We start from the raw sequence: 12739 nt of genomic DNA, 5'->3' as shown, positions 1-12739 counted from the left end.
GCGGCCCTCACTCTCCCCCGCGGCGGATGGAGTTGCCCTGGAAGGTCGAGGTTTCGTCCGGCTTGGGCTCGTCGAGGTCCAGTCGGCCGCTCTGCCCGTAGAAGGCGACGGGGTTGCGCCACATCACCCGGTCCACCGCGTTCTCGTCGAACCCGGCGGCGAGCATCGCGTCGGCGGTCTTCCGTGTCTTGAGCGGATCCGAACGTCCCCAGTCGGCGGCCGAGTTGATGAGGACGCGATCGGTTCCGTGCTCCTTGAGGATCTCGACCATGCGGTCCTCGCTCATCTTCGTCCTCGGGTAGATCGAGAACCCGGCCCAGCAGCCGCTGTCGAGGACCATGCCGACGGTGAGTTCGTTGAGGTGGTCGAGGAGCACGAGTTCCGGGTCGATACCGGACTCCCGTACGACGTCCAGGGTGCGACGGGTGCCGACGGCCTTGTCCCGGTGCGGGGTGTGCACAAGGGCGGGCAGGCCGTGGTCGACGGCGAGTTGGAGCTGGCGGGCGAGCGCCTCGTCCTCCTCGGGCGTCATCGAGTCATAGCCGATCTCACCGACGGCCACGACCCGGTCCTTGGCGAGGTAGCGGTCGAGTTCGTCCAGGACGGGTGTGCAGCGAGGGTCGTTCGCCTCCTTCGGGTTGAGCGCCATGGTGCAGAAGTGCTGGATGCCGAACTGCCCGGCCCGGTAGGGCTCCCAGCCGAGCAGAGAGTCGAAGTAGTCGTAGAAGCTCTCGGGCGAGGTGCGGGGCTGACCCAGCCAGAAGGCGGGTTCGACGACGGCGCGCACCCCGGCCGTGTGCATGGCCTCGTAGTCGTCGGTGGTGCGGGAGGTCATGTGGATGTGGGGATCGAAGATGCGCATGGTCAGGCCTCTTCCTCGATGTCTCCGAGTGATGTCGCGGCGTCCCCGCGGAGTGCTGCCAGGGCGCTCTCGGCGGCGGCCCGACGGGTGGGCGCGACGGAATGTGCCCGGGTGGCGAAGGCGTCCGCGACGGCCGGGAAGGGCCGGACCACGGGCCAGATGTCCGGTGGTACGTCCCGTCCGGCGGCGATCCGCTCGTGCGCGAAGTCGGCCAGCATCCGGGCCAGTTCGGCGTCGGTGCGGGCGTGGAGGCCGAAGATGCGGGCGAGGGGGATCTCGTAGAAGACGCACTTGAGGACGGCCTGCCGGTACTCGGCGTCCGGTAGGTGCGCGGCCGCGTACGGGCCGAGGGCGGCCTCGATGACGCTGGTGTCGTTGCCGCGCAGGGCCTCGCGGACGAGGGACAGGGCGACTTCGCCGAGCGGGTCGTCGCCGGGCCCGGCGGCCGGGGAGCCAAGCAGGGGCAACGTCCGGAGGACGGCACGTTGTTCGGCCGGATCGCCGTGCCGGTACAGGCCTGCCACCTCGTCGGCGAGGGCGCGGCCCTGCAGGGGCAGGGCGGTGAGCAGAACGGCCCGGGCCGCCTCGTCGGTGGTCCAGTGCGCGTCCAGCCGGGCATGCCCGCACCGTCTTCGGGCGGCGGGGAAGAGGGCGCGGATCGCGGAGGGTTCGGCGGCGATGCGGGTGGCCGCCTCGGCGAGCCAGATGCGGGCCGAGGCGGAGAGAGCATCGGGGAGGAGGGCAGGGCGGGGGTCCGGGGGAGCCGGCGGGAGCAGACCTGTCGGGGTCATGGCGGGACAACCTCCTGTGGGGTGGAGGAATGAGGGGAAGGGTTGTGCGGTCCGGACGTCAGGCCACCGCGGCGCGCAGGAACTCCAGGGAGCGACGGGCGACTTCGGGAGCGTCCAGAGCGCCGCCCTGAATCTCGACGGAGACCAGGCCGCGGTGCCCGAGTTCGCGCAGGGCGGTCAGCACGGGCGGGAAGTCGATCTCGCCGGTGCCGAATTCGAGGTGCCGGTGGACGCCGCGGCGCATGTCCTCGATCTGCACGTTGAGCATCCGCGGGGCCGCCAACTGCAGGCAGTCCAGCAGGGGTTGGTCCTCCACGCAGTACGCGTGTCCGATGTCCAGTGTGAGGCCGAACCCGTCGTGCCCGCCGACCAGTTCCGCAAGGTGCAGGCAGCGCTCCACCGTGTCGACGAACATGTACGGCTCCGGCTCGAAGGCGAGTGCCACGCCGTACTTCTCCGCCGTCTCCAGAACCGTCCCCACGCCGGCCGCAAGCCGCTTGAACGAGTCCGCCTCCGGCAGCCCTTCCGGCCCGGGACCGCTGCACAGATGGACGGTGGGGGAGCCGAGGTCGGCCGCAATGCGGACGGCCCTGCGCAGCAGGTCGATCCGGAGCTCGGCCCCGTCCGACATGAGGGTCGGAAGGTGCTTTCCACGGGGGTCGAGCAGATACGGGGCGCCAGTCTCGACCGTGACGTCCAGGCCGTACCGCGCGAGTTTCTTGGACAGAGCGGTGACGCGCCGGGGCAGGTCATCGGCGTACGGATCGAGATGGACGTGGTCGAGGGTGAGTGCCACGCCGTCGTAGCCGAGGTCGGCCAGGACGGCGAGGACGTCGCCGAGCCGGTGGTGTGTGAAGCCGTTGGTGCCGTAGCCGAATCTGAGGGGTGCGGGGGGTGTGGGCATTGCGGGCGGCTCCTTGCAGGGCTTTGAGGTCCTTCAGGTCGGGGATATGCGCCGGGCCAGCCGTCGCGCCAGCGGATGGCCGACTCCGAGGACCGCGGCGGCGGCCGGCGCTCCGGCACGGGCGGTCAGAGCCGCCTGCAGGGGCATCAGGGACAGGATTCCGGCTCCCACGGCCCGTTGGACGTTGGCGCCGGACGGCTTGCGCACGGCCCTGACCTGCGCGGTGCCGTACGTGGCTGCGTACGAGAGGGTGGCGGCGACGGCCACTCCGGCGTGGAGGAAGGCGCGGCGAAATCGTCGCGTGGCCGGGGTTCCGTCGGCTTGCCGGAGCAGCCTGGCGGCCGTGCGCACTGGTGGCGCGGCTACGGCGATCGCCGTAGCGGCCGACGCAGCCAGGGTCGTGGCGGGCAGCCCGGCCGTCGCACCCGTCACCTCGCGGCGACTGAGCTCGGTCACCGTGTAGGTGTGGGCGCCGATGAGGGCGGCAGGGACGGCCGCCTGCCGCCACAGACGCCGGTCCCCGACCGGGAGCGCTCCCATCAACACGTCAAGAGCGCGAGCCGAGGCCATCGCCACGGGACCGGCCGGAGTCGACTTCAGCTTCAGGTCGTACGCCCATACGACCCCCGCCAGCGGTAACGCCCGCACGAGGCCCCGCCGACCGGCGGCGGTGAAGGCCAGACCAAGACCGGCGGCCGTCAGACCGCAGGCCACGCCCAGAGCAGTACGCCGGGGCACTCGGCCCGACGGGATGGGCCGTTGCGGGCGCTCCACGGCGTCGACCGCGGCGTCGGCGTAGTCGTTGAGGGCCATGCCGGCCCAGTAGAGGCAGACGGAGGACCCCATCGCGCCCAGTGTGCGGATCCCGACCGGACTCCCGGTCGCGGCTGCTCCCACGAGGACGTCGCCGGGCACGCTCAACGCGGCTGGGGCGCGGACGAGTTGGATGAGGTCAGGAAGGAGTGAGGCAGACCGGGAACCGAATCGGAGTACCGCTTTCCGATCTTTCATGGAGTGCACCCTACCCACGGTTTGCTTGAAGATTCATCAGTCTGCGAGGTGTATTTCGTGTGGTGAAGCCGACATGAGGCGGTCTTGCCCATGGCGTCCCTGTGTGGATGGCGAGGGTCGTGAGGTCACTGCTCGGATTTGCCTTGGAGTGGACTCCAGCCTCCACACTGATCACGACGGGAGCCGTGCTGCGGACAGAAAGGCGGCAGAAGATGGAGACGACGAGCGGGGCGAGGCACCCTCTGCCGTACGACACCTACCGGCAGGCGATCGAGCGGGAGACCCTGCACTTCGCCGAGGTGGTCAAAGGCGTGGCTCCTGCGACCGCCGTGCCCCCCTGCCCCGACTGGACGCTTGCCGAGCTGACCCGGCACGTGGGAGCGCTGCAGCGCTGGTTCTGCACGCTGCTGACCCGGTTGGTGCAGGAGCCGCCCCGCAGCCGCGACGTGGACCTGGGGCTGCCGGAACACGCCGAGGAGTACGCCGAATGGGTGGCAGCGGGCGTATCCGGAGTGGCCGCCGTGTTGCGAGGCGTGGATCCCGGAGCGGCGATGTGGTCCTGGGGGGAGGACCAGCACGCGCGGTTCTGGGCCCGCCGGATGCTGTTCGAAACGCTGGTGCACAGGGCGGACGCGGAGCGCGCCGTCGGCCGGGAGCCGGACATCGACCCCGTGCTGGCGGCGGACGGGGTGGACGAGTTCCTCGTCAACCTCCCCTACGCGGGTGTCTTCGCCCCGGGAGTGACAAAGCTGCACGGCAACGGCGAGACCATCGCTTTCCGGTGTACGGACTCGGCCGGCGGGACCGGTGAGGAGTGGCGGGTGCGGCTGGATCCGCACGGCTTCGGCCTGCTGCCGCGGCCAGGAGCCGACGCCGCGCCATTCGAGGCGCAGACGGTGGTGCGGGGGCAGGCGGCGGACGTCCTGCTGCTGCTTTATGGGCGGCGGTCGTACCGGGAGACCGCCTTCGAGGTCTCGGGAGAGATCACGGCACTCGACTACTGGTTCGCCCACACGGCCTTCTGAAATCGGCTGCGTACCCCTCGTGGTACGCGGCGCCGTCGACGGTGCACAGGGCGACGGCGACTCCATGGCCCCGTCGATCAGCGCCGACGGACGACACGTCGCCTTCGAGTCCGACGCGACACATCTCGTGCCCGGCGACACCAACCGCCTCCGCGACGTCTTCGTCAAAGACGTACGCACCGGCCTCATCGTGCGCTTGACCGCCCAGGGCTCGGGTGCGCCCGCCAACGCCAAGGCCTATCAGCCGGCCCTGAGCGCCAACGGCCGCTATGTGGCGTTCACGTCGGAGTGGCCCTACCCCGTGCACAGCGGTCCGCCCGGACGGCAGTCCGACGTCTACGTCCGCGATCTGCGTACCGGCCGCACCACCAAGGTCAACGTGGGCCTCGACAAGGGTTTCGGTATCGTCTCGCGCGACTCGTCGATGTGCGCCGACGGCCGGTACGTCGCCTTCGTGGCCGGGGCCGAGCCGTGGTTCCCGCTGGGCCTGCACGGCGACGTCCGCGTCTACGTACGGGACTTGTGGACGGGCATGACACGGCGGGTGAGCGCCGCGCCAGGCCCGGGCGGGGACCGCGAAGGCGTACGGTCCGCACATCACCCCGGACGGGAGCGCCGTCGCCTACTCGACGGACGAGCCCAAGGTGTCCGGGCCGCCCGTCGGATACGTCTACGCATGACGACGCGCCACCGGGCGAGCCGAGCGCGTCGACGTCACCTACGACGGCAGCAACACCATTTCGATCCCTTCGAAGCTCGCAGGCATCAGCTCCGACGGCAGATACGTCCTGTTCAACTCGGCGTCGAACAGGATGGTTCCCGGTGCCCGGCACACCGGCGGCCACCTGCGCGATCTGGACACGGGCAGCACGCGCACGCTCGACGCGCCGGGTGATCCGACGGCGTCCACACGGGCGGGAGTGTTCGTGGGTACGACCGGCGAGTACGTCCTCATGGTGGGACACCGCGAGTACGTACGGGACGTGCGCACGGACCGTACACGGTTGCTGCCGGCCGACGACACCGGTATGGCCCTCGTCTTCGACGGGCACGCGCGCGTGGCGGCGTTCCAGTCCTGGAAGGACGACTGGGTGCCGGGGGACACCAACAAGAGAGGGGACTTCTTCCTCCTACGGCTGCGCTGACGGTATGGCCGGGCGTCGGTGCGCCCGGTCACAGTCGCGTCCCGGGAGCGCTTCGTGAATGGCCGGCCCAATGCCACGCCACCCGATCTGCTCCCCGGCGGGTGAGCCGTGCTCAGCGCACCGGGAAGCCGAAGGAGTACCCCTGCTGCTTCAGCCACGGCAGGACCTCGCGCAGCGCGGCCACGGTCTGGGAGCGGTCTCCGCCTGCGTCGTGGAACAGGACGGTCGGGCCGTTGGAGATCTCTTTCTTCACGGTGGCGACGATGGCGCCCGCTCCGGGACGCTCGAAGTCCTTGGAGTCGACGTTCCAGCCCAGGGGTCGCATCCCCTGGGACGCGGCGATCCGCCGGCTGTACGGGGTGAAGGCACCGCCCGGGGCACGGTAGTACAGCGGCTGAACGCCCCCCGACGCCTCGGTGATCATGCGTTCGGCGTCCAGAATCTGCTGTGACTGGTAGGCCTCAGACTTGGTGCCCATGGAGATGTCGTGCGACACCGTGTGGTCACACAGCCGGTGCCCGGCCGCCACCACCGCCTTGACCAGATCGGGGTGGGCTTGGGCCTGTGTGCCCACCATGCAGAACGTGGCCTTCACGCCGTTGTCCCGCAGCACTTGCAGCACCCGCGGTGTCCACACCGGGTCCGGTCCGTCGTCGATGGTGATGTTGACGCCCCGGGCGCCGCGGTCCGAGGCATGGGCGATGTCCACTGACACCGGCGTCCTTCCGGAGCCCTGCGACCGGGAGTTCGGCGCCGAGGGGTGCGCCGAGATGCCCGAGCCCGGGTGCTGATCCTCGACGGGACCGGCCTGCGCGGTCCACACCGTGGTGGCGGCGGCCACCGCCGTCACTCCGACCGCCGCCGCGAGCACCCGGCCGTACCAACCCCGTCCTTCACGCCACACCATGTCCGCCCCGTTCCTTGCCGTCTCCGTGGGTCCCGTGCACCTGTCAGGACGGGAGAACACCGCCGCGGGATCCGTCCGTTACCAATCACGGACAATTCCGCGGGATTTTTACGACAGGCTCTGACGGGATGGCAAGTGCTTGACCACGACGGCGGGGCCCGGCAACTCTGGGCTGCTGGGCACGGTCCTGGCTGCGGACGAGACGGTGTTCCGCGGTACCGGTCAGGGGAGTAGCCCGCGCCCATGGCGGGAGGCGCTCGATGCGGGCCGCATCCCCTGGTGCGCGCACGCCGTCCCGGAGCAGGTGGCGGAGGTGGACCGGCGACGTGCCGCACTGCCGAACCAGGACGCGGCACGGTTCAGGAGGGTGCGCCCGTCAGGACTTCCACCTTTCCGGTGTCGAGCGAGTAGTAGGCGCCGACCACGGCAAGGGCACCCTTTCCCACGAGTGGGGCGAGGTCCTGGTTGGAGCGCAGATCAGTCGCGGTCAACTTGACCTGGGCACGAGTCATGGTCTCGACCGGGTCGGGGCCGCCTTCCCGGACTGCCTGCTCGTATGCCGGCCGCAGAGCCTTTGCGATCGCCTGCAGGTTGCCGGGCAGCGGCTTGCCGTCACGAATGGACTTGTATGCCGCCTCGATGGCGCCGCAGCGCTGATGCCCGAGGACCACGATGAGCGGGGTGCCACTCGTCATGGGCCCGTACTCGACAGAACCAGTGACCACCGGGCCGACGGCCTCCCCGCCCGTGCGCATCACGTAAAGATCGCCGAGCCCGGTGTCGAAAAGGAGTTCAGGGGGCACTCGGGAGTCGATGCAGGAGAGGACCGCCCCGAACGGCTTCTGCTTCTGGGCCACGAACTGACGCCGGGTCGGATCCCTGTCGGGGTGTTGAAGGTCTCCGGTCACCCACCGCTGGTTGCCCTCCATCAGTCTTGCGAATGCCGCGGCGGGAGTGGTTGGCTGCGCTTCCGGTGAAGCGCTGGTCTCCGCCGGCGTGGCGCTCGTAGGTGAGCACCCTGCAAGCGCGACCGCGGCGGCCGCAAGTCCGCCGGCCAGTAGAGCTCTACGATCCGGACGCCCGGCTCTGTCCATCGGTCGTTCTCCTCGGTGCTGCTCAGGCACGTCCCTGTGTCTTGACCGGGGCAATTGTTGAGCGTGGTGCGGGTGACCTGGCAGCAGGCGCAAGCGAGCGCGGGCTACTTTGCCACCGACGGCCCACAGAGCGGGCTCGGGCGGCGTATTCAGCGCCTGATGAGCCCCCGGCAGGCGACGCAGGGAGCCGTCGGGGAACTCACCTCTGTCCGGGCGGACTTGGTATCCCGGGCGCCATGGTTGCTCCAGTTTCCGCGGGCCGAGCCCGGGGCGGTTATGGTTTGCGGGCCAAGAAGCTCGCGATCGTCCTCTTGGCGTGCCAGGACGTCGCCGAGCTCGTCGTTCCCGATCTCCAGCGCTGTCATGGAACCCACAGCGAACCGCAGGGCCGGATATATGTGCACGAGTTCGGCGAGCGCTGCCGGCATCGAGCGCGACAGGGGATCCAACTCCGCAGGAGTCCTGACGCGGTCCGCGTAGTGAGCGGCGACGGTGTCGTACGACTCCCGGACGGCAGCGAGGTAAGAGAGCTCGGTCACGCGGCGAATCCAGACGTGCGCCACCCTCCTCGCCATGGCCGAGCAGTGTGGCGCACGCACGTGATCCGGCGGCGTCAGGCGAGCACCAGGTTCTCCTTCGGGTTCACGCCGTGCTTGTTCTGGCCCGGGGTGCCTTCATTGGCCATGAAAGCCAGCAGGACGAAGGCGCCGATGAGGGGGATCAGCCCGACCAGTATCAGCCAGCCGGAGCGGTCGGTGTCGTGCAGTCGGCGAACCGTGACGGCAAAGGTGGGCAGCAGGGTCGCGGCGGTGTAGATGGAGGAGAGCGCCTTGTTCCCGACGAAGTCGTCCGCGACCAGCAGTGCGATGTAGATGATCGCGCTGAACAGCGTGAACATCCAGTATTCCTTGCGGCGAGCACGCCCACGGAAAACTACGTACTTCTTGAGCACCTGGACGTACCAGTTCAATGCATCCCCCGGGGATCGACGTGACAGTCCTGGCCAACCTGACAGGATCAGGACAAGCGCAGAACCTATGCACGCGGGTGCGTACTCGTCAATTTGCTGCAACCTGCCATCTCCCGTCGGCGGCAGACAACCGAACGCGCCGTTCCGCCATCTCTGTCTATGACCAATGACTGGGGGAGACGATGAATTGGTCCAGGGCCGTGGGTATCGCAGCGGCCGGCCTCGTGCTGTGCGGGTGCGCTGATTCGGCGAGCACGTCCGCGCACGGCGCGCCCAACGCGGCGAGCACGCCTGCGACTGCTCCCCGCCGGCCCGTGCTGATCTTGAACGGCCAACTGGACGCCCGCCCCGGGGAACTGGTCGCCATGCTGCTCGACGGCGTCAGCCGCGCCCAGGGACACGATGCGGTGACCGCCCAGTCGCCGGCGTTCGGAGCGCCCGTACGGCTGCGATGGAAGGACGGCGCCTACGGGGCCGTGGCGACCCTCGCCATGACGGACAAGCCTGGCTGGTACCCGCTCTCGGTCGCCATCACAGGCCAGACCGTGGCTCGCGACAGGATTCATGTGGTGCCCTCCGAGCGCCCGTCGTTCACAGTTACGGTGCCGTCGAGCGTGGCCCGGCCCGGGGGGCCGGTCGCGCTACGCTTCGACGATCTGTACCCGGGCGAGCAGGGCACCGACTTCACGGTACGGTCTTCGGCTCTGCCCAGGCCCGCGCGTCTTGTCCGCGACAAGCTGTTCGACTTCTACAACCCCCGGGCGTACTCGGTCCAGCCGGAGCTCAAGTCCGACTTGGCGGATGGCACGTACACGTTCGAGCTGTACGGCCCGCACGGCCACCGCATCGCCGAGCAACGTCTGGCGGTCCGCGCGTCCTGGCCCGGCGACCCCGACTATCTCGGGAAGGCCTACGGCCCCGACTTCAACGAGCCCCGCCGCTACCCCGACAGCGGTCACGGGCATGACGTCAGGGTCCGTCTCGGAGGGAAGGTCGTGGTGTGGTGGCACGACGTGTACCCGGACCCGGGCGAGGAGACGCGGCTGACCGCCACATCACCGGCGTTCACTCAAGTACTGCACCTCAAGCGCGACGACACCAAGTCCGCCGACGGCGACGACCCGCGCTACTTCAACACGGCCACCATTCGTGCCGGCCTCAAGCCGGGCCGCTACCCCGTGACGGTCGTCGCCCACCACGGCCGCGTGAAGAAGACGGGCTACTTGACGGTGACGGCGCGGTAGGTTGCTCGCGGCGGCGCCACCAGGCTTGCGTTTTCGGACCGGTGTCACGGTTGGTGGTGTTCGCACCGGTACAGGCATCACGCTCCGTAGCGGCTCTTGAACTATCAATAGTCTCGTCTATCATCTCTCTCACCACATCAGCACGCAGAGTGTCCGGCTGCTAAAGCGGCGTCTCACTCTTGTCGTTTCTTTGCCTCGTCTCTCTCCTGCCTGCCCTGGTTCCGGGACCAACAGTCCTTTGTGGGGGCCAGGTCGGCTGTCCTCCCCCCTTTACGTCGTCGGGGCAGGTCGCCCTCACGTCGTGCACGACCGAAAGCAGCGCATCCATGAGCAACTTCAGGGGCAGAGGGCTGCAGGCCAACGCCCTGGGAACGTTCGACACCGTGGTCATGGCGGTGGCAGGCAGTGCCCCCGCGTACTCGCTGGCGGCGACCACAGCGGTCCTCGTCGGTGCGGTGGGGCTGGCCAGTCCGGCAGCGCTTCTGTACTGCGCGATACCCATGCTGGGCATCGCCCTGGCGTTCAGCTACCTCAGCCGTATCGACGTGAACGCGGGCGCCAGTTACTCGTGGGTCGGGCGTACCCTCCACCCATTCCTCGGCTTCATCAGCGGATGGGCCCTGGTGATCTCGGCGACCATCTTCATGGTCGCCGGCTCTCTGCCCGCAGGGTCGATGACGCTTGCCCTGTTCGACGGCAAACTCGCACAGAACACGGCGCTGTCCACGGCGGTCGGCGCGGCATGGTTCCTGATCATGCTGCTCGTGGTCCTCGGCGGTGCCCGGCTGACGGCGCGGGCCCAGCTCGTCATGTCCGGGGTGGAACTCGCCATCCTGGCGCTGTTCGCGGTCCTGGCCGTCTTCCATACCGGCAACGCCCGCGCTTTCGACTGGTCCTGGCTCGGCTTCAGCCACTTCCACGGGATGGCCGGCTTCGCGTCGGGTGCGCTCATTGCCGCGTTCTACTACTGGGGCTGGGACGTCACCAGCAACCTCAGCGAGGAGACCCGCAACAGCCGTCGTACGACCGGCCTTGCGGGACTGATCGGGGTGGGCATCGTCTTTCTGCTCTTCGAGGTGTTCACCATCGCAGTGAACGTCATCCTCTCCGGCAAGCAGATCGAGGACAACGACGCCAACGTGCTGGGAGCGCTCGGCGAGGCGATCTGGCCGGGCTGGGGCGGCAAGCTGCTCATCATCTCAGTGATGCTGTCCACGATCGCCACACTGGAGACCACGCTCATCCAGGTCACGCGGTCGTTGTTCGCGATGGGCCGCGACCGTACGATGCCGACCGCATTCGGGCGGGTTCACCGCACCTGGAACACGCCGTGGGTCGCCATCGTCGTGGTCGGCGCCGTCGCGCTGGTCATGTTCATCGCCTCCAACGCGCTGGGCTCGGTGGGCGAGATCCTCTCCGATGCGATCTCGGCGATCGGTCTGCAGATCGCCGTCTACTACGGGCTGGCGGGCATTGCGGTGGTCGTCGCCTACCGCAAGATGCTGTTGAAGTCCCCCGCGAACTTTCTGCTCGGGGGGCTGTGGCCGTTGTTCGGTGCACTGTTCATGTTCTGGATCTTCATTGAGTCGCTGGGCCAGCTGAGCAGTGCCGCGGTCGCCATCGGTATCGGTGGGCTGGCCGTCGGGCTGATCCCGATGCTCTGGTACTGGAAGCGGGGGAGTGACTACTACCGGCCGGCGAGGCTGGACGCCACACGCACCGTCGAGACAGACTACGTCCCCGGCGACCACGAGGCCGCGCTCTCCAGTGCCCACGAGGGTCTGCCCACCGACTTCTGAGGGATGTCCTGATGGCGCGGGATCGCTTCACCCCCGACTTCGACCCCGACTGCGGGGATGCGCCCCTCACCTCTGCCCGCCACGACATCGTCATCGGCCGTTGGCAGGGCCTGCGAGACCTGCTGCGGGTCACCGGTACCGACTGGCGGGCACGGGGCCACCGGATACCGTTGCTCGCCCAGGCGTGCGCGGGCAGTTCGACCGTCGAGTCATGGCTCGCTGCTGAGCCCGGCAGCGCCGACGCACTGGTGCTTCGGGCGGCCACTGAGGTGGCCCGGGCATTCAACCTCGCCATAGCCGCCGGCCGGGGCATGCCGATCGACCAGCACCGCATCGACACCGCGGTGCTGGCCTGCCTGCAGGCCGCCGAGGCCAATCCGGACGACCCGACGCCATGGATCTCGCTGATCTCCGTCGCCCGGCTGTACCCGACGGGAGTGCGTCGGCAGGAACTGGAGCGCTGGTGGGACGAGTTGTACATCCGCGACCCGTACAGTGTGGAGGGGCATCTCCAGGTGCTCCACTACTACTCGTCCCGGTGGCACGGCACCCACGGCCTCATGTACGACTTCGCCCGGGATGCGGCCGGGGTTGCACCGCCGGGCTGCGCTTTGCCGGTTCTGGTGCAATACGCACGGGTCGAGGAGTTCCGCTCGCTCGTCGATGGTGCGAAGGGCCAGTACACGGCTGTGGGGCTCGGACAGCACTGGAACCACGATGGTGCCGTCAGTGACGTACGGCGTACCTGGCAGCGCTGGATCCAGGGCCGTTCGGAGAACACCGTCGCTCCCGCCGACGTGCGACATCTCAACTACCTGGCCCATGCCGCCTGTCACGCGGGCGCCGCAGACATAGCCGCTCCGCTCCTGCGGATCATGGGCCGACGGGCCACGCATGCCCCGTGGTCGTACACCGGCGATCCCGAGAAACAACTGCTCAAGTGGTGGGAGACATTGCGGCACCGTACATGAATGACCACTGACGTCC

Annotated in this window: 13 protein-coding genes and 1 pseudogene; 6 read left to right on the top strand and 8 right to left on the bottom strand. The window is 68.9% G+C overall.

Annotation, left to right across the window (positions count from 1 at the left end):
• Nucleotides 1–7: 7 nt before the first annotated feature.
• From ABT186_RS02875 to ABT186_RS02860, 4 genes are read right to left on the bottom strand one after another with little or no spacing between them, the layout of a single operon-like run.
• Nucleotides 8–862 carry a TatD family hydrolase gene (locus ABT186_RS02875; protein ID WP_351233769.1) on the bottom strand — a complete coding sequence of 285 codons (855 nt, stop codon included), beginning with the start codon at nt 860–862 and terminating at the stop codon, nt 8–10.
• Between the two features lie 2 nt (nt 863–864).
• The gene (locus ABT186_RS02870; RefSeq protein ID WP_351233771.1) at nt 865–1653 is read right to left on the bottom strand and encodes an EboA domain-containing protein; all 789 of its coding nucleotides are present in this window, start codon (nt 1651–1653) and stop codon (nt 865–867) included.
• A gap of 58 nt (nt 1654–1711) precedes the next feature.
• Nucleotides 1712–2557 carry a sugar phosphate isomerase/epimerase family protein gene (locus tag ABT186_RS02865; protein WP_351233773.1) on the bottom strand — a complete coding sequence of 282 codons (846 nt, stop codon included), beginning with the start codon at nt 2555–2557 and terminating at the stop codon, nt 1712–1714.
• Nucleotides 2558–2590: 33 nt separating this feature from the next.
• On the bottom strand, nt 2591–3568 hold the full coding sequence (locus ABT186_RS02860) for an SCO3242 family prenyltransferase (RefSeq protein ID WP_351233775.1): 978 nt from the start codon (nt 3566–3568) through the stop codon (nt 2591–2593).
• A 212-nt stretch (nt 3569–3780) separates the two neighbouring features.
• Here ABT186_RS02860 and ABT186_RS02855 point away from each other — a divergent pair, with 212 nt between their 5' ends.
• The 3 genes from ABT186_RS02855 to ABT186_RS02845 are packed head-to-tail and all read left to right on the top strand — an operon-like array spanning nt 3781 to nt 5738.
• The gene (locus tag ABT186_RS02855) at nt 3781–4593 is read left to right on the top strand and encodes a maleylpyruvate isomerase family mycothiol-dependent enzyme (protein ID WP_351233777.1); all 813 of its coding nucleotides are present in this window, start codon (nt 3781–3783) and stop codon (nt 4591–4593) included.
• A 19-nt stretch (nt 4594–4612) separates the two neighbouring features.
• Nucleotides 4613–5488, top strand: a complete 876-nt coding sequence (locus tag ABT186_RS02850; RefSeq protein WP_351923297.1) for a TolB family protein — start codon at nt 4613–4615, stop codon at nt 5486–5488.
• Nucleotides 5489–5519: 31 nt separating this feature from the next.
• The gene (locus tag ABT186_RS02845; protein ID WP_351923295.1) at nt 5520–5738 is read left to right on the top strand and encodes a hypothetical protein; all 219 of its coding nucleotides are present in this window, start codon (nt 5520–5522) and stop codon (nt 5736–5738) included.
• Between the two features lie 112 nt (nt 5739–5850).
• Here the strand turns inward: ABT186_RS02845 and ABT186_RS02840 are convergent, their stop codons facing one another.
• From ABT186_RS02840 to ABT186_RS02825, 4 genes and pseudogenes are all read right to left on the bottom strand, one after another.
• Complete coding sequence (locus tag ABT186_RS02840) at nt 5851–6645, bottom strand: polysaccharide deacetylase family protein (protein WP_351233781.1); 795 nt, start codon at nt 6643–6645, stop codon at nt 5851–5853.
• Nucleotides 6646–7004: 359 nt separating this feature from the next.
• Nucleotides 7005–7502 (bottom strand): carbonic anhydrase, encoded by a 498-nt coding sequence (locus ABT186_RS02835; RefSeq protein WP_351233783.1) that lies wholly within the window; start codon nt 7500–7502, stop codon nt 7005–7007.
• A gap of 554 nt (nt 7503–8056) precedes the next feature.
• Nucleotides 8057–8278: pseudogene (locus ABT186_RS02830) on the bottom strand (SAM-dependent methyltransferase); the annotation flags it as partial.
• 74 nt (nt 8279–8352) lie between these two features.
• Nucleotides 8353–8709 carry a DUF805 domain-containing protein gene (locus ABT186_RS02825; protein ID WP_351233785.1) on the bottom strand — a complete coding sequence of 119 codons (357 nt, stop codon included), beginning with the start codon at nt 8707–8709 and terminating at the stop codon, nt 8353–8355.
• 314 nt (nt 8710–9023) lie between these two features.
• Between ABT186_RS02825 and ABT186_RS02820 the strand changes: the two genes are divergently transcribed.
• The 3 genes from ABT186_RS02820 to ABT186_RS02810 all read left to right on the top strand — a co-directional run bounded on the left by ABT186_RS02820 (nt 9024) and on the right by ABT186_RS02810 (nt 12723).
• Nucleotides 9024–9953 (top strand): hypothetical protein, encoded by a 930-nt coding sequence (locus ABT186_RS02820; RefSeq protein WP_351923293.1) that lies wholly within the window; start codon nt 9024–9026, stop codon nt 9951–9953.
• 326 nt (nt 9954–10279) lie between these two features.
• Complete coding sequence (locus tag ABT186_RS02815; protein WP_351233788.1) at nt 10280–11752, top strand: APC family permease; 1473 nt, start codon at nt 10280–10282, stop codon at nt 11750–11752.
• An 11-nt stretch (nt 11753–11763) separates the two neighbouring features.
• The gene (locus ABT186_RS02810) at nt 11764–12723 is read left to right on the top strand and encodes a hypothetical protein (RefSeq protein ID WP_351233790.1); all 960 of its coding nucleotides are present in this window, start codon (nt 11764–11766) and stop codon (nt 12721–12723) included.
• The last annotated feature ends 16 nt before the right edge of the window (nt 12724–12739 follow it).

This window comes from Streptomyces sp. NPDC001634 (genome assembly GCF_040298185.1).
Lineage (GTDB): Bacteria > Actinomycetota > Actinomycetes > Streptomycetales > Streptomycetaceae > Streptomyces.
This window is presented reverse-complemented; position numbering and strand designations above follow the sequence as displayed.